This is a genomic window from Faecalibacterium sp. BIOML-A1 (assembly GCF_009679715.1).
GTDB lineage: Bacteria > Bacillota > Clostridia > Oscillospirales > Ruminococcaceae > Faecalibacterium > Faecalibacterium taiwanense.
This window is the reverse complement of sequence record NZ_WKZJ01000001.1, coordinates 24637-41363: the sequence shown is the minus strand read 5'-3', so window position 1 is coordinate 41363 and position 16727 is coordinate 24637. Positions and strand designations below refer to the sequence as shown.

General features: G+C 57.6%; 16 protein-coding genes. 2 read left to right on the top strand and 14 right to left on the bottom strand.

The window, feature by feature from the left end; all coding sequences use genetic code 11:
* Window positions 1–12 precede the first annotated feature (12 nt).
* The 6 genes from GKG36_RS00230 to GKG36_RS00205 all read right to left on the bottom strand — a co-directional run bounded on the left by GKG36_RS00230 (window position 13) and on the right by GKG36_RS00205 (window position 7746).
* Window positions 13–1830 (bottom strand): HlyD family efflux transporter periplasmic adaptor subunit, encoded by a 1818-nt coding sequence (locus GKG36_RS00230; RefSeq protein ID WP_154258507.1) that lies wholly within the window; start codon window positions 1828–1830, stop codon window positions 13–15.
* Window positions 1831–2092: 262 nt separating this feature from the next.
* A complete protein-coding gene (locus GKG36_RS00225) occupies window positions 2093–2491 on the bottom strand; it encodes a NusG domain II-containing protein (RefSeq protein ID WP_005940526.1) in 399 nt (132 codons plus the stop codon).
* Window positions 2488–4404: a flavocytochrome c gene (locus GKG36_RS00220; protein WP_097778331.1), complete on the bottom strand. Its 1917-nt coding sequence runs from the start codon at window positions 4402–4404 to the stop codon at window positions 2488–2490. Before GKG36_RS00220 ends, GKG36_RS00225 begins: the two co-directional genes overlap by 4 nt.
* A 110-nt stretch (window positions 4405–4514) precedes the next feature.
* Complete coding sequence (locus GKG36_RS00215) at window positions 4515–5513, bottom strand: GGGtGRT protein (RefSeq protein ID WP_005935035.1); 999 nt, start codon at window positions 5511–5513, stop codon at window positions 4515–4517.
* Window positions 5514–5530: 17 nt separating this feature from the next.
* The gene (locus GKG36_RS00210; RefSeq protein WP_044953520.1) at window positions 5531–6232 is read right to left on the bottom strand and encodes a nitrogen fixation protein NifU; all 702 of its coding nucleotides are present in this window, start codon (window positions 6230–6232) and stop codon (window positions 5531–5533) included.
* 296 nt (window positions 6233–6528) lie between these two features.
* On the bottom strand, window positions 6529–7746 hold the full coding sequence (locus tag GKG36_RS00205) for an MFS transporter (RefSeq protein WP_154258505.1): 1218 nt from the start codon (window positions 7744–7746) through the stop codon (window positions 6529–6531).
* 123 nt (window positions 7747–7869) lie between these two features.
* Between GKG36_RS00205 and hisS the strand changes: the two genes are divergently transcribed.
* A complete protein-coding gene (gene hisS, locus GKG36_RS00200; protein ID WP_154258503.1) occupies window positions 7870–9111 on the top strand; it encodes a histidine--tRNA ligase in 1242 nt (413 codons plus the stop codon).
* A gap of 154 nt (window positions 9112–9265) precedes the next feature.
* On the opposite strand, the gene GKG36_RS00195 is transcribed toward hisS, so the two are convergent.
* From GKG36_RS00195 to GKG36_RS00160, 8 genes are all read right to left on the bottom strand, one after another.
* Window positions 9266–10108: a response regulator gene (locus GKG36_RS00195; protein ID WP_154258501.1), complete on the bottom strand. Its 843-nt coding sequence runs from the start codon at window positions 10106–10108 to the stop codon at window positions 9266–9268.
* A 201-nt stretch (window positions 10109–10309) separates the two neighbouring features.
* Window positions 10310–11020, bottom strand: a complete 711-nt coding sequence (locus GKG36_RS00190; RefSeq protein WP_154258499.1) for a CpsB/CapC family capsule biosynthesis tyrosine phosphatase — start codon at window positions 11018–11020, stop codon at window positions 10310–10312.
* On the bottom strand, window positions 11017–11763 hold the full coding sequence (locus tag GKG36_RS00185) for a CpsD/CapB family tyrosine-protein kinase (RefSeq protein WP_154258497.1): 747 nt from the start codon (window positions 11761–11763) through the stop codon (window positions 11017–11019). Before GKG36_RS00185 ends, GKG36_RS00190 begins: the two co-directional genes overlap by 4 nt.
* Window positions 11760–12581 (bottom strand): Wzz/FepE/Etk N-terminal domain-containing protein, encoded by an 822-nt coding sequence (locus tag GKG36_RS00180; protein WP_154258495.1) that lies wholly within the window; start codon window positions 12579–12581, stop codon window positions 11760–11762. Before GKG36_RS00180 ends, GKG36_RS00185 begins: the two co-directional genes overlap by 4 nt.
* A gap of 142 nt (window positions 12582–12723) precedes the next feature.
* Window positions 12724–13287: a hypothetical protein gene (locus GKG36_RS00175; RefSeq protein WP_154258493.1), complete on the bottom strand. Its 564-nt coding sequence runs from the start codon at window positions 13285–13287 to the stop codon at window positions 12724–12726.
* A gap of 77 nt (window positions 13288–13364) precedes the next feature.
* Window positions 13365–14360 (bottom strand): LCP family protein, encoded by a 996-nt coding sequence (locus tag GKG36_RS00170; protein ID WP_154258491.1) that lies wholly within the window; start codon window positions 14358–14360, stop codon window positions 13365–13367.
* A gap of 231 nt (window positions 14361–14591) precedes the next feature.
* A complete protein-coding gene (locus tag GKG36_RS00165) occupies window positions 14592–14792 on the bottom strand; it encodes a PTS ascorbate transporter subunit IIC (RefSeq protein WP_005940562.1) in 201 nt (66 codons plus the stop codon).
* Complete coding sequence (locus GKG36_RS00160; protein WP_154258489.1) at window positions 14792–15823, bottom strand: SPFH domain-containing protein; 1032 nt, start codon at window positions 15821–15823, stop codon at window positions 14792–14794. Before GKG36_RS00160 ends, GKG36_RS00165 begins: the two co-directional genes overlap by 1 nt.
* 176 nt (window positions 15824–15999) lie before the next feature.
* Here GKG36_RS00160 and GKG36_RS00155 point away from each other — a divergent pair, with 176 nt between their 5' ends.
* Window positions 16000–16695 carry a hypothetical protein gene (locus tag GKG36_RS00155; RefSeq protein ID WP_154258487.1) on the top strand — a complete coding sequence of 232 codons (696 nt, stop codon included), beginning with the start codon at window positions 16000–16002 and terminating at the stop codon, window positions 16693–16695.
* Window positions 16696–16727: the final 32 nt, after the last annotated feature.

Sequence of the window (16727 nt, the reverse complement as noted above, 5' to 3'; positions counted from 1 at the left end):
ATTCCTCCTGTGTCAGCCCAGATAGACCACGCCGTCTGCCTGAGACGGATTCACGTCATCCCCTGCGGAGCCCTGCTTTTCCTCGGCTTCCACAGGCTCTTCCGCCGGTACGGTCCCGTTTTCCGTTTCTTCTTCATCGACCATGCTGTTCGCAGCATCGGCGCCTTCCTCGCCCTCGGTGCCCTCTGCATCCGCCTCGTAATAGCCGCCGTCGTCATAGTACGTATCGGTACTTGCTGCGGCAGAGTCGTAAGCCACCGTGTCATTGCCGGTCAGCCCGCTGACGATCTGGGTGTAGTTGTCATCGCTGACGCCGGTCTTGACCGGCACATACACATAGCCGTCCGGCGCGATCATGCCCGGGTCTGCGTTGACTGCGCTGGGGGAGTCCTGCGTGACCAGCACATAGCCGCCGCGCACGATGGCAGCGTTGGGCACGGTAAGGGTATTCTTTGCCTGTGCCACCACGATCTCAGCATTGGCGTTCATGCCCGGGCGCAGGCCATCGGTCTCATCAATGCGCACCTTGACCGGGTAGGTGGTGGTGCCGCCGTTGGAGGTACCCTTCATGGAAACACGGGTCACAACGCCGGTATAGGTCTTGTCCGGCACGGCATCCGCCGTGACCTGCACGCTCTGACCCACCGACAGGCTGCTGACCTGCAGCTCGTCCACGTTCAGGGTCATCTCCAGATAGCTCAGGTCAAAGATCGTGCACAGGTCCGAGCCGGCGGACAGCGCGTCCCCGGCCTTGGCATTCTTTTCAATAATGGTGCCGCTGATGGGCGAGGTGATGGTGTAGTTGTTCATGGCCTCCTGCAGATTGTCCATGTTCAGCTCGGCGCTGCGCAGGCTCTCGGCGGCAGACTGGATGGCCTCGGTCAGGTCCTCGCCGCTGATCTGCAGCACGATATCGTCCTTGTTCACGGCTCCGCCTTCCGGCACATTGATGGCCGTCACGGTACCGGCGGCAAGGGCAGTCAGGGTGCGCTCCGCCTGATACTCAAAGCACTTGGCGGCAATGCAGTTCACGCCATTGATGGTTGCCGTTGCTGCCTGCGCAGTGGTCAGGCCTCCTGCATTGCGCACAGCAATGGTCACGGTGCGGGTGAGCAGGTTGCCGGTGCTCAGGGCATCGGTGCCGGTCACAGCGGTCACGGTGCCGGTCAGCATTTCAAAGGTGCCGTCCAGCGTCACCTCTGCGCTCTGGCCCACCGAGAAGGTGGCGGCATCTGCTGCCGGGAACTCCAGCCGCAGCACCATTTTGGAGCTGTCACGGATGACCGCCACTTCCTGACCGCTGGTCACTTCGTCACCCTTGGCCACCTTGAGGGCACTCACAACACCGGCCACCTCGGCGCGGACATACTGGCGGTCTGCCGTCTTGTCGTAGCTGCGCTGTGCCTGCTGCAGAGCAATGGACGCCTGCTCCGCCTTGGTGGTGGCATCGGAGGAGTCCACCGTGTACAGCACGGTGCCTTCCTCCACGATGTCCCCTTCCTCAAAGCTGCTGGTCAACACCTTGCCCGCTACCAGCGACTTAACATTATACGTATTGGCAGGGTTCAGAGTGCCGGTTCCGCTGAGGGTGTTGGACACATCCCGCTTGGACGGCGAGACCTGCACATAGTTGATGTCCTTATTGGCATTCTGTGCCTTGTCCGGGCGCAGGATGAACCATCCGCCCAGCACGGCCACGCACACCACCGGCACCATCCATTTCCAGTTCTTGCGGAAAAAGGCTGCTGCTTTGCCGCCCTTCGCTGCGGGCTTTGCCTCACCCGCAGCCGTCTGCTGTACCGCAGCATCCTGCTTCTTTTTAAAGATCATGCTTGCTGTTTCCTCCTGTATCTTTCAGGGCATGCCCTGGTTTCGGTATCGGGCGCAGGCTTTGCAAAAGCGCGCGATAAAGAGTTTATTGTTAGTTTATCGCATTTTCGTCTATTACACAAGCGTCTAAATTTTGTTTTGACGCATTTGTGTCAAAGTTTTACCCAACTTTCACACCGTGCCCTCTTTTGCCTTCCAGACAAAACAAAAGAGACAGTGCCCCGCTCTTGCAGGGTACTGCCTCTTTTTTGAAGCACGATCTTTATTCAGCTGTAGTTTCCACTACCACATACACCCCGGCAGGGACGCATGCAGCCCATGCGCCGTCCTTGTCCAGCCAGCCGAATTGCTCGCACACATGGTCCGGGCACTGACTGTCCAAGAACGCGATGGCACCATCCTTTACCTGCAGATGCACGACATAATTGCCCACATCATACAGGTAATCGTGGTCTGTATCCAGCGGCAGAGTCTCGGTGATGCCATCGCCAAAATCGACGGTGGCCTGCAGGCCGCTGCCCTTGCTGCTGTGTGCTGCGCGCACGCCGAAATACAGCGCTGCTGCCAGCACAAGGATCACTGCAGCAAAGATCAGGTTCTTCATCCATGGCTTCAGGCCTTTGGAGCCGGAAGCGTTTTCAGGTGCTTTGCGGGTACTCATGCAGCGTAGTCGCTGGCAGCCTTACCTGCAATGCGGCCAAACACGGTGAAGTCTGCAACAGCGTTGCCGCCCAGACGGTTTGCACCGTGCACACCGCCAGTGACCTCACCTGCTGCAAACAGGCCCGGGATCACAGTGCCGTCCTCCTTGAGGACTTCGGTGTTGGTGTTGATGGTCAGGCCGCCCATGGTGTGGTGCACACCAGCAGTGACCTTGATTGCATAGTACGGAGCAGTATCCAGCGGGTTTGCAAAGCTGGTGCGGCCAAAGTCGGGGTCATTCTTGGCCTCAACATAGCCGTTCCAAGTCTTCATGGTCTCGGCAAAAGCAGCCTCATCAACGCCCATTGCCTTGCCCAGCTCCTCGTAGGTCTCGCCGGTCACGGTGAAGCCCTTCTTGATGTAGCCCTGAATGACGCTGGAAGCATCGACCATAGCCTGATCGACCACCAGCCAGCTGTAGCTGCCGGTCTGAGCGATCTCAGCAGCAGAGACCACGTCACGGGTGCCCACTTCGTCGATGAAGCGCTTGCCCTCAGCGTTGATCAGCACAGCGCCGTCGCCGCGCAGACCCTCGGTGATCAGGGCAGCGGTGTTGGCCTCAACGGTGGGGTGGATCTGGATCTGGTCCATATCCACGGTGCCAGCACCGATGGCGGTGGCCATCTCAATGCCCTGACCCTGAGCGCCGGCAGCGTTGGTGGTCATGAAGCCCTTCAGCTCAGGCTTGTACTCGACAACCATGTCCAGATTTGCGCCGAAGCCGCCGGTGGTCAGCACCACAGCCTTGGCGTTCACAGTGACGGTCTCGCCGGTAGAACCGGTGGCCTTGATGCCCACAGCAGCGCCGCTCGCATCGGTCAGGATCTCGTTGGCGGTGGTGTTCAGCAGGATCTGAACGCCAGCCTTCTCACAGTTCTCCTCCAGCAGGGGGATCATGTAGGAACCGACAGAAACGGTCTTGCCCTCTGCGTCCACAGGGCGATGGATGCGCTTGACGGATGCACCGCCAAAGCTGGAAACGCTGTGCAGGGTGATGCCGTGCTCGTCCAGCCAGTCGATGGCATCAGCAGAGTTGGAGCACAGGGTCTCCACCAGAGCAGGGTCGTTGATGCCCTTGCCGCCGATCATGGTGTCCAGCTCCATCAGCTCAACAGAGTCGAAGTAGCCGGTGGGGTTCTTCTGGTACTCTGCCCACTGCTCAGAGACGGTCTTTGCCAGAGCGGTGATGGTCTCGTTGTCAGCGTACTTTTCAGCAGCGGTCTTCAGGGTCTTTTCGACACCGGCAGACTCGCCGAACTCGTTCTCATCCTGATACACGGTCTTGCCGGCGTTCATGCCGCCGGTAGCGCGCACAGAGTTGCCGCCCACCATGGCCTGGCTCTCCACGATCACAACGCTCTTGCCCTCGGCAGCAGCGGTGATGGCAGCGGTCATGCCTGCGCCGCCTGCACCCACGATGACAACGTCAGCGTCAACGGTGGAATCCTCGGCCTTGGTCTCGTCGGCCTTGACCTCGATCTTATAGTCGTCGGCGTTCAGGCCGGCGGCAGTCAGGGCAGCGGCTGCTGCCTCCTTGATGGCGTTGGAGGTGATGGTCGCGGTGGACACGCCGTCCACGGCGATGCTGCCGGTCTCAGCGATCTGAGCGGGCAGCTGCTCCAGTGCCAGCGTACCGATGCCGGGGGTCTCGTCCTTGCCCTCAGCGGTGCAGCCGGTGATCTTGCCGTCTTCCAGCGTCAGGGTAACGGTAACGTCGCCGCCCATGCCCTTGGCAGTGCCGGTGAAATCACCGGACACGCCGCCTGCGGTGGAAGCGGACTTGCTGCCGCAGCCGTAGCCCAGCAGACTGACACCCACAACAACCGCCATGGCCAGCGCAGCCACGCTCTTGCGGATCTGATTCTTTTTCATTGTTTCTTCCTTCTCATATTCGGGTTGCTTGTGTTCGGACATCTATCAGCAAAAAAGGGGGAGCTGCTCATTCGGAAAGCAGCTTCCCCTCGCTGAAACTTAGAAAAGACTTAGGCGTTAGCCTGAGCTGCAGCAACAGCGCATGCAACGGTAGCACCAACCATCGGGTTGTTGCCCATGCCGATCAGGCCCATCATCTCAACGTGTGCGGGCACGGAGGAAGAACCTGCAAACTGAGCATCGCCGTGCACACGACCCAGAGAGTCGGTCAGGCCGTAGCTTGCGGGGCCTGCGGCCACGTTATCGGGATGCAGGGTACGGCCCGTGCCGCCGCCGGAAGCGACGGAGAAGTACTTCTTGCCGTTCTCGATGGCCCACTTCTTGTAGGTGCCTGCAACCAGATGCTGGAAGCGGACGGGGTTGGTGGAGTTGCCGGTGATGGAGCACTGAACGTCCTCCTTCTTCATGATGGCAACGCCTTCCATAACGTCGTTTGCACCGTAGCACTTGACGGCTGCGCGCTCGCCCTCAGAGAAGGGGATCTCCTTGACGACGGTCAGGGTCTGAGTGGGGATGTCGTACTCAGTCTGAACATAGGTGAAGCCGTTGATACGGGAAATGATGTAAGCTGCATCCTTGCCCAGGCCGTTCAGGATGACACGCAGGGGGGTCTTGCGGACCTTGTTTGCAGTGCGGGCGATGCCGATAGCACCCTCAGCAGCTGCAAAGGACTCGTGGCCTGCCAGGAAAGCGAAGCAGGTGGTGTCCTCGCTCAGCAGACGAGCGCCCAGATTGCCGTGACCCAGACCGACCTGACGCTGCTCAGCGACAGAGCCGGGGATGGTGAAAGCTTCCAGACCTTCGCCGATGGCAGCAGCGCACTCGGCAGCATCGGTCAGGCCGCGCTTGACAGCGATAGCGGTGCCCAGGGTGTATGCCCAGACAGCGTTATCAAAGCAGATGGGCTGAACGCCGCGCACGATCTTGTCGCAGTCGATGCCCTTAGCGAGGAGCATCTCGTTGCAAGCGTCCAGAGACTCCAGGCCGTTAGCCTTCAGGCATGCCTCGATTTTCGGCATGCGGCGATCCATAGATTCAAAAGTTGCCATGAGTTGTTCCTCCTCTCTTATTCCTCACGCGGGTCAATGTACTTCACAGCACCCTGCTCCTTGCTGAAGCGGCCGTAAGTACCCACGTTCTTCTCATAAGCCTCGTTGGGGGTCTTGCCGTGACGGATATCCTCCATCATCTTGCCCAGCTTGACGAACTGATAGCCGATGACCTCATCGTTGGCATCCACAGCCAGCTTGTTGATATAGCCCTCGGTCAGCTCCAGATAACGGACGCCCTTTGCCTTGGTGGAGAAGATGGTGCCGGTCATGGAGCGCAGGCCCTTGCCCAGGTCGTCCAGACCTGCGCCGATGGGCAGACCGTCCTCAGAGAAAGCGGTCTGGCTGCGGCCGTAGACGATCTGCAGGAACAGCTCACGCATAGCAACGTTGATGGCATCGCACACCAGGTCGGTGTTCAGAGCTTCCAGAATGGTCTTGCCGGGCAGGATCTCGCCTGCCATAGCAGCAGAGTGGGTCATACCGGAGCAGCCGATGGTCTCCACCAGAGCCTCCTCGATGACACCGTTCTTGATGTTCAGGGACAGCTTGCAGGTACCCTGCTGAGGTGCGCACCAGCCCACACCGTGGGTGTAGCCGCTGATGTCCTTGATCTCATAGGCCTTGACCCATGCGCCCTCTTCGGGGATGGGAGCCGGACCATGCTTAGGACCTTTGGTGATCGGGCACATATTCTGTACTTGCTGCGAATAGGTCATAATCATACTCTCCTTTTGACAAATGTTGCTTTGCAGCACAAAGCCGCTGCCGCGCCCTGCCGGCACAGCCGCTGCCCTTTGCTGCTTGCATCTGACCGGGCGCGCCGCTCTCTTTCAGCGCCTTAACCGGTACTACCACGCATGATTTTATTATAGAGAAAGCTGACGGATTTTGCAATACATTTCCGGTAAAAAACATCAAAACTATTTGCAGTTGCCTGCTGCTAACTGTCAATTCGGATGCTTTTGTCATTTCATTCGTCAAGTTTTTGTCAACTATGTCAAGAGGGCAAATTTCACGCTCCTGTGTCCTGCCTGCGCGGTGTCTGCCCGGCAGGCTTCAGTACCCACATGGCCGCAAAGCCCGCCGCTGCGCCGCCCACGGCAAGCCAGTGCCGCCCGGCTTCCAACCCCCAGAGATTTGCTGCAAACGGAAAGGCCAGACTGCCCACGCTCTGCCCCAGTGCCAGAAAACCGTAGTTCACCCCTGCGTGCGGCAGGCCGAACAGATCGGTGGAAAGGGCGGGCAGCACCGCTGCAAGGCCGGAATAGCAGAAGGTAAGCCCCGCATAACAGGCGATCACCCACCAGCCCTGCGCAAACGCAAACCCTGCCGAAAGCCCCAGCGACACCGCAAACAGCAGCAGATCGGTGGGCCTGCGGCCAATTTTATCGCTGAGCATGGGCATCAGCAGGCGGCCCGCCGCACTGCCCACGCTGCCCAGCACCACGCTCCACAATGCAGCGCTTTCGTCCAGCCCCCGCTCCACGCCCAGCTTCAGGATGATGGGGCTGAACAGAAGCACCGCCGGGGTGGAAAAGCACACCGCGCCTGCGCACAGCCAGTACTGCTTTGTTTTCAGCATCTGCCACGGGGAAAGGTCAATGGTATTTTTGTCGTTTTGCCGCTGTTTTTCGGCATCCTGCGGCGGGTCCTGCAAAAGCAGGCTGCCCGCAAGGCAGACGGGCAGCGTTATGGCGCCCAGCGCCCAGAACGCGCCCCGGATGCCCTGCACGATCCCAAAGCCGCTGACCGCCGTGCGCACGAACACGGTGAGGAACGCACCGGAAAGGCCCACCGCCCCGCCGATCACGCCGGTGGCAAGGCCCTTGCGCCCGGCATACCACTTCTGTGCGCAGGACTGGATGGATGGGTACAGAAACGCCGTGCCCAGCCCCGCCGGGATGCTGAATGCCAGAAAAAAGCTGCCCGCACTGCCGCCCGGCAGCATGGCCGCTGCAAAAAATCCGCCGCACAGCAGTGCTGTTCCCCACAGAGCCGCACACCGCGGGCCTCGGCTGTCCTGCAGAAAGCCGCCGAGGACGCACCCCACGCCGAACGCCGCAATGAGGATGCCGAAGGCATAGCCTGCCCCCTGCTCGCTCAGGCCGTACTCGTCCATGACCGGCTGCTGGAATACGCCCCACGCCGCCGGGATGCCCGTGAGCACCTGAATGGCTGCGCCCGCCGCAAGGATGGTCCACGGATGTTTTGCTGTAAATTGCTGTTTCATCGTCTGTCCTCCGAATGGTTTTTCCTTTACAGTGTGCCCATTTCAATTGACAAAACGGCAGATTTCTTTATAATGAATAAGGTAAAAGTATTTACATTGATTTATATAGAGAGGAACCATCTTATGAAAACACAGGCATTGAAGGGCATGCGCGACCTGCTGCCCGCTGAGCAGACCCTGCGCGATTACATTCAGGGCAAAATTCTGGAGACCTACCGCGCGTCCGGCTTCGAGCGCATTTCCACCCCCATGCTGGAGGATATGGAAAACCTGGACAAATCCGACGGCGGCGACAACCTGAACCTGATCTTCAAAGTGCTCAAGCGCGGCGATAAGCTCACCGCTGCCCTGAACACCGGCGACCCCAAGCAGCTTTCCGATATGGGCCTGCGCTATGACCTGACCCTGCCGCTGAGCCGCTACTATGCCGCCAACAAGGATAAGCTGCCCAGCCCCTTCAAGGTGATCCAGACCGACCGTGTGTTCCGCGCCGAGCGCCCGCAGAAGGGCCGTCTGCGCGAGTTCGTACAGTGCGACATCGACATTCTGGGCGATTCTTCCCCCAATGCCGAGGTGGAACTGATCGACGTGACCACCCGTGCCCTGCTGAACATCGGCTTCACCGGCTTCACCGTCAACATCAATGACCGCCGCATCCTGCGCGGGATGCTGGAGAGCATGGGTTTTTCCGCTGATACGCTGGATTCCGTCTGCATCACCTTTGATAAGATGGACAAGATCGGCGCCGATGGTGTGAAGGCTGAGCTGACCGAAAAGCAGCTGCCGGAAAATGCCATCAACGCACTGGCCGACTTCATTGCCGCAGGCGAAGTCACGCTGGATGCCGTGGCTGCCCGCTGCGCAGACCCCGCCATTGCCGATGACCTCAAGTATGTCCTTGCTACCGCCAACGCCATGGCTGCAGGCCGCTATCAGGTAGCCTACTGCCCCAGTCTGGTGCGCGGTCAGGGCTACTACACTGGCATGGTGTTTGAGATCACCTGCCCGCAGTTCAGCGGTGCCGTGGCCGGCGGCGGCCGCTACGACAACATGGTGGGCAAGTTCCTGGGCACTCAGGTGCCCGCTGTGGGCTTCTCCATCGGCTTCGAGCGGGTGTGCGGCATCCTGCTGGAGCAGGGCTATCAGATCCCCGGCGCAAAGCAGAAGATCGCCCTGCTGTACGGCAAGGATGCCGACTTCACCACCGTTCTTGCCAAGGCTGCAGACCTGCGCAGCAGCTACAATGTCACCGTTCTGCAGCAGGCCAAGAAGCTGGGCAAACAGTTGGGCCAGCTGGAAGCTTCCGGTTTTTCCGGTGCCGCCTTTATGGATAAGGATGAGATCAAAATTTTTGCGCAGCAGTAAATAATTGCACACAAAGCCCCTTTACTTTTGATATGCTACCCCTAGAATAGACAGAGTAAAAACAAAACTCTGAGTACTCTTGGGGTATTTTCATGTCAAAAAAAACACCTCAGAAAATCGAGCGATTTTCTGAGGTGTTCTTGTTTTTTCTGGTTTAAAAGCCGGTAGGCGGCACATAGTAACTGGGGATCGAGGCTGTTTTCTGCACATTTGCCTGCTGGCGCAGCGCTGAACGGGTCACCTCTGCCCAAGAATACTGGGTCATATACTCGCCGCGATAGGAATTGGTGGCCGAGCGGCTGCCCCGCAGGAAATTGTAATAATCACAATCCACCTTGCTGGTGTCCAGCGCCAGTGTGCTGCGGCCGCGGATGAGCAGGCCGGTAACACCTGCATCCTCCAGCGTATGGCTCAGGTCAAAGATCAGATTGCGGAGATGGCTGTGCAGCGATGCGGTGTCGGGCTTATCCTCCCACAGCACGGACAGCATTTCGCCGTTGGTGCAGGTGGCACCATTGCGATCCACCAGATAGGCCAGCAGCTCCTTGCTCTTGCTGCGCTTGAAGGCCAAAGCGCGCCCGCCCACGAAGATCTCAAAATTGCCAAAGCACTGGATCTTGATGCCGACAGGGGCATTCTCCGGCGGGTAGCGCAGATGCTCCAGCACATTGCGCACATCTGCCTCGTTTGCAGGCTTGAGTAAAAAGCCGCTCACGAAGATCTGCAGCGCTTCCAGCGCATACTCCGGGTGCTCTGTTACCACAATGATGTTGCAGCGCGGCTGCAGCTTCTGGATCATGCGCGTCAAAGCAAGCCCGTTCATGCCGGGCATTTCCAGATTGAGGAAAGCCGCGTCCATCGGCCCCTGACGCATCCAGCTCAGTGCATCCTCGGTCGTCATGGCGCTGATATAGTCACAGTCGGGTGCAACGCGGCACAGGATGCGGATCAGCGAGTTGATTGCAAGCTGTCCATCATCGACGACCAGTATCTTCATTCGTACACCCCCGCAAGTTTACCATACATGTTCCCTGTTTCAGTTTAACACTTTGTCCTTTGATTCGCAAGTTTTTTTGCACAAAAAGCCAGAAGCTCCACACTTCTTTACAAAAGGACGTTCCTTTCCCATCCGTTTCCTCACGAAGCAGCTGGCTGAAAGAGGCGTCTTTCCCATTTTCATTTCCGGCAGTCAAAGCAACTATACAAGATACTCTGTGCCATCCAGTCCGGTCAGTTTTTGTGCTGTCGTTTGTCCCACACGGGTGCAGAGCCGCTCATACGCCTGCCGCATCCGGGTCGGGCGCGAGGTGCAGTTGTGTGCATCCGAAGAGATTGCATCCACAAGCCCCGCCTTGACCCAGTGCTCCAGCCGCATCCACTGCCAGAAGCCGCTGTCCAGCACAGCCGAACAGTTGATCTGGCAGCGCAGCCGGTACTGCTCATGCAGGCGGGCCAGCAGGCCGTGCTGCGCAAGGCAGGGATACCGCTCAATGTGGGCCACCAGAATGCGGTAACCCGCACCCGTGATCTCCTGCAGAGCCGTTTCCAGCTCCTTTGCCGTTATGTTCGGCACAAATTCCAGCAGCACCCAGCCGGTATCTCCCAAGGTCAGCAGCTGGCGCTGGACTGCCGCATATCCCGTCGCAGGGGTATACAGCAACTCAGAGCCGTGCTCCAGCTTCAGGTCGTAGCCTTTTTGTGTGCAGTATGCGCGGGCCAGCGCCAGATGCCGGTCGTAGATTTCCTGCGGGAAGCGTTCCATGCCCGGCGTACTGTGCGAGGTAGCAAACAGGTGCCGCACACCGTCTGCTGCCGCTGCATCCAGCATGGCATACATTTCTTCTCTGGTCTGCGCACCATCGTCCACGCCGTAGACGAAGTGCGCATGATAATCCGTAAAGCCGCTCATTTCTTTTCCGCTTCGTGGCTTCGTTTATAATACTTTCTGTAATAGCCGTACTTTCCATACTTTGAGTAGGATTTGTAGTACTTGCGGCCCATATAGTTGTCGTAGTCCACCTGATTGAGCACGGTGCCCAGAATGGGGCAGCCGGTCTGCTCGATCTGCTGCTTCACGTCCAGCAGCTCCTGACGGCTCACATCGTTGTAGTTCACTGCGATCAGGGTGCCGTCACATGCCTTGGCGATCTCCGCCGCATCGATGACCACGCCCACCGGGGGTGCGTCCACAATGACGTAATCTGCCATTCTGGCCAGCATATCCAGCAGTTCGGCAAAATGGCTGTTGGTCAGCAGCGCCAGCGGGTTGGGCACATCGCGGCCCACCGGCACCATGATCGCGTTGGGGATATCGGTCTGGTAGATCACCTCATCCATGCCCACCATACCGGCCAGAAAATGGGAGAGGCCCTTACCGTCGCTGCGGCCATCCTCATATTTCAGGCCGTAGTCACTGTTGACCAAGCTGCGGCGCAGGTCTGCGTCCACCAGCGCCACCTTGATGCCGCGCTGTGCCAGCGTGCGCATCAGGTTCATGGACAGATAGCTCTTGCCCTCTGCAGCATGGCAGCTGGTGATCATGATCTTTTTGACACTCGCACCTGCAAAGGAGAGGTTGGTGCTCAGGGTATTAAAGGCTTCATTTCCCGCATAATCCAGAGCCGGAAATTTTGTGATCTTCAGCTGTTTCATGCTTTCCTCCCAGAGCTGCCACCCACACGGCGGCGGACATCATTGGCAAACCGCTTGGTGCGGCGCTTGAACTCGCTTTTCTCTTTCGGCTGTTCGCCAGCATCGGCCAGCGGGATCGATGCCAGCACGACCATGCCGGTATACTTGCGGATATCATCGGCAGACTTGTAGGTATCGTCCAGCATGGTCCGCAGCACCACCACGGCGCAGGCCAGCACAAAGCCCACTACAAAGCCCAGCAGGATGTTCTTGGCCTTGTTGGGACTGAACGGGTTCTCCGGCACACGCGCAGAAGACATCAGGGTGGGCTCGTCCGTCTTCATCTTTTCCGAGATGTACTTTGCGCCCACATCCGCATACTCGTTTGCGATCGCTGCTGCTTCTTCCGGGTCCGGGTTCGTGACCGTGATATCCAGCATACGGGTGTCGCTGGTGTTGGTGACAGACAGCATACTGGCCATATCGGTGTAGGTGTAATCCAGATCCAGGTTGCTGATGACCTTTTCGTGGACTTCCCACATTTCAAAGACCTTGATGTAATCGCTGGTCAGCTCGCTGCCGACCTGCAGATCGGAGAAGTTCAGCACCGAATCATTGCGGCTGACCACATAAATGGTGGCCGTTGCCTTGTACATCGGCGTTACCAGAAAAAACGTATAAAGCGCCATCAGTACGGCACCCACCACAGCCGTGGCTGCAATGAGCGTCCAGTGGGCCAGCAGGCCCATGAACAGTTCCAGCAGATCAATGGTATCTTCTCCCTGTTCCGGCTGTACCGCTAAAGCTGTGCGCTCCTTCATAAAAGTATCTTGCTGCACGATTTCACTCCTTATAACCTTATAATACTGCCGCCCATGCGGCCCGGGCGTTGTGCCCTTTCCTCTATTTCTCTGAATCCTATACGCCAAAAATGCGGCGTTCCCTTTTTCATCAGGGAGCACCGCAGAACATTTCTAGTTCTTAGCCCTCAATGGTCTTCACGGCCACCAGAATGAAGTTGGAGCCATAGAGCTTGACCTGACGGCCCTTCAGGTTCACCACGATCTTGCCATCCACGACCTTACCGGGCACAGTATAGTAGGTATAGGTCACAGTGCCGTCTGCCTTCGTCTTGGGCACAGCCACCAGAACGGTAACTTGCTCGTTGTCCTCGTAAGCAGCCTCAATGACCTTGGACTCAATGGTCAGCTTAACATTTGCAGCGTCGAGCAGGTTAGAGGTCTGCATCTCAAAGGCCTGCGTTACAGTAACATCTATAGTCGTCTTCTTTTCTTTCGAAGCGCCCGCAGCCTTCTGCAGGTCTGCATCAGAAGTGATGTCCTGCAGGACTTCCTCGACCTGAGCGGTATCCTCCTTGGCAGTGACCTTCACATCGCTGACAATGCCCAGAACACCGGTGACGGTAGCAGAACCGCTGGCCTTGACCTCATCTGCCACAGTCTTGCTGGGCGTTGCTGCCAGAACAGACACACCCATGCCCACGACCATAGCAGCGGTCAGAACAGCGCTGATAACTTTCTTCATAATGAAGATCTCCTTTCACTTCAAGCCGCACTCTCCAAGATGCTGCTTTCTATCGCAAATGCTTTTCAACATTTACATCATTCTTCAACAGGCTCCCAGAACAGCGTCAGAACCGCTTTCTGGATGGAAGCTTCGGTCGGATAGAACTCGGTGAATCCGTCCTCTGCCACCTTATGCTCGCCCTCCAGTGCAATGGCAGGCTCCACAGTATCGTCCTTTGCGGCCCACACCTCATTGACCAGCTGACCCTTTGCAAGGTCGGTGACCAGATAAGGCTGCAGCGCATCGTACACCTGTGCGGTGAACTGCTGATCCTGCTGCACCCTGCTTTCCAGCTGTGCGGAAAGCTGTGCAAGATACTCCTCCTGCCGCACCATGCGGGCTTCGTTGGTGCCTTCGCCAATATCCATGCGCCTGCGCACAAAAATCTCAGCCTGATCGCCCTGCAGCGTCAGGGTAGTTCCCTTGGTCATGGCCGGGTCTGCTGCGGAGAAATCATCCTCCAGCGTCACGGTCACACCGCCTGCAAGGTCGTTCAGCACCGAGATGCCGTCCAGACTCATAGCCAGATAGAAATCAATGTTTTCCCCCTGCAGCAGGCGGGACACTGCATCACGGGCATAGCCGCAGCTTTCCTCCTTGCCATCGCCAAAGCCATGTGCAAGGCTGATCTGCATCTGAGTGGTGCCCACCGGATTGCCCAGCATGCCAAGCACCGTAACCTCTGCCATGGTGTCGCGGTCGATCTTGAGCTGACGGACCGTCTTGTCTTTGCTGTCTATCACAATGAGCCGCTGAAAATCCGCCTGACCGCCCTGATAGGAGCCTTCTGCTTCCACCTCGCTGTCATGGTCAATGCCCATAACAAGGATGGTGGTCAGATCTGTGCGCCTGCGGTAGGTCACGCCGTCCACTTCCATGGTCTCGGCGGTCTCCTGCGGCAGCTCCGTCCGGGTCTCCGGCTTTTGGCTGCACTTTTCCAGCCAGCTTCCGCCCACAAAAAACAGTACAGCTGCCAGCACCAGCACAGCCAGCGCAACAGCGGCACCACGATGTTGTTTTTGTCTGTTCAAGCGGGTAAGCTTCCCTCTTTTCTTCGGAATATAGTTTTCTGCGGGAAGGTCTTTCCATTGCCACAGAAAGATATTCCTTGGCCTATTATATCGTCACAGGTGTGCAACTGTCAATGTATTTTCGTTATTTTCCGGCAGAAAATTTCGCATTTTCAGCCTTTAGGGAGCCACAGATAAACACAAACCCCGGCCATGCAGAGTTCATCCGCACAGCCGGGGCCAATTGGTATTTTATTTGATATCCAGTTCAGGCGGCACATCGATCTGGTCCGAGACATACTTGCCGTTCTTTTTGCGCTGCCGCACGCACTCCGTCAGCAGATATTCGATCTGCCCGTTCACCGAGCGGAAGTCATCTTCGGCCCAGGCGGCAAGGGCATCGTAGAGCTTCGCGTTCAGGCGCAGGGGCACCTGCTTTTTTGGTTCTGCCATCAGTACAGGCTGCCGCTGTTCACGATGGGCTGGGCATCACGGTTGCCGCACAGCACCACCAGCAGGTTGGAGACCATTGCCGCCTTGCGCTCGTCGTCCAGCTCCACTACCTTGTTCTCATTCAGGCGTTCAAGGGCCATTTCCACCATGCCCACAGCACCGTCCACGATCATCTTGCGGGCATCGATGATGGCGCTTGCCTGCTGGCGCTGCAGCATCACGGCTGCGATCTCCGGCGCATAGGCCAGATAGGTGATGCGGGCTTCCACTACCTCGATGCCAGCCTCGGCTACATTCTTCTGGATCTCGTCCCGGATGCGGGCGGCTACCACCTCCGAGGAGCCGCGCAGACTGCCCTCATCGGCTACGCCGTCGCCGGTGGTATCCACATTGGGAGCCACATCATAGGGGTAAATGCGCACCACATTGCGCAGAGCGCTGTCGCACTGCAGGGAGAGGTACTCCTTGTAGTTGTCCACATTGAATACGGCCTTTGCGGTATCGGTCACGCGCCAGATGACCGCAATGCCGATCTCCACCGGGTTGCCCAGACAATCGTTGATCTTCTGGCGGGAGTTGTTGAGGGTCATCATTTTGAGCGAGATCTTCTTGCTGGTCGATTCTGCGGTCTGGGAACTGCTGTTACCTGCCTTAAGCAGGGCCGCCATGCCGGTTTCGCCGCTGTTCACATCGCCGCTCTGGCTCAGTTTGGTGCCAGCTGCCGGGTTCACCGCGGTGCAGAAGGGGTTCACCCAGTAAAACCCCTGTCCCTTCAGGGTGCCGATGTAATCGCCGAACAGGGTGAGCACCAGTGCTTCCTGGGGCTTTAACACCTTCAGGCCGCAGAACAGGAAGATGCCCGCCACCCAGTATGCGATAGACAGGATCGTGAGCAGGATGCCCGGAAACAGGCTTTCGTCCAGCAGAATGATGCTGTAGAAAAACAGCAGGACGGTAACAGCATAGCCCAGCAGGGTGAACAGCAGCATGACCATGCCGTTCTTTTTGGTCTGCAGAATTTTCTCTTCCATAACAGTTCCCTCCTTCACAGGGTGCGGAAGTATTTCTTTGTGATATCAAAATCATATCACTTTATATCATTCTTGTCAAGTCCTCCGCAGGCAAAAAAAGAGCCGCCGCACAAACACTGTGCAGCAGCTCCTTTTTGTTTATCTTTTTATTTCAATCCCCCTTATGAGGTATCCAAATGACACAAAATACAATTACACTGATCGTTCTGGCCGTCCTTGTTGTTTTTTCCCTGCCGGCTTTGTACCGAAAAAAGAAAAGCGGTGATCTGACCCTGTGGGGTAAGGGACGCAACATTCTGGGGCAGCTGCCCTCGGAAGAAGCTGCTTGTGCAGCGGTGTCTTCCTCTTCCCGCAACGGATCCCAGAAGGACATTCTGCAGTTCGTTTCCTCTCTGATGAAGCTGGTGCGCAAAAATCACTGGTACATCGTCATGCCCGGCCAGCTTTCGGACGGCAAGACCAAAACCAATCTTTCGCCCGTGCTCATCACACAGCATCGTGTCATCGGCCTGAAATGTTATGGTTATGGCGGTGCCCTTACCAATAACGGAAAAGCCGCCGACTGGACACAGAAGCTGGATAAGACGACCAAGGCGATCCATTCTCTCCTGCCGGATCAGACCGCGCAGCAGGCAGCTCTTGCGTCTCTTCTGCCCCAGCTGAATGCATCTCAGGTCGAGGTCTTTTCCGTTTTTACCACACCGGGCGTGCAGCTGATCAACTGCAGCGGCCTGAACTGCTTCACTTCCGTTTCCCTGCTGGAAAAGCTGCAAAGCTCTTCCGCGGACTGCACCAGCCCTCTTCAGCCGAAGGAGCTGGGCGCTGCACTGGAAGCCATGAAGCCGGACCCGCCCGCCAAAAACAGACAATAACAACCTCCCATATGTGCGGTTGCCGTACAAGC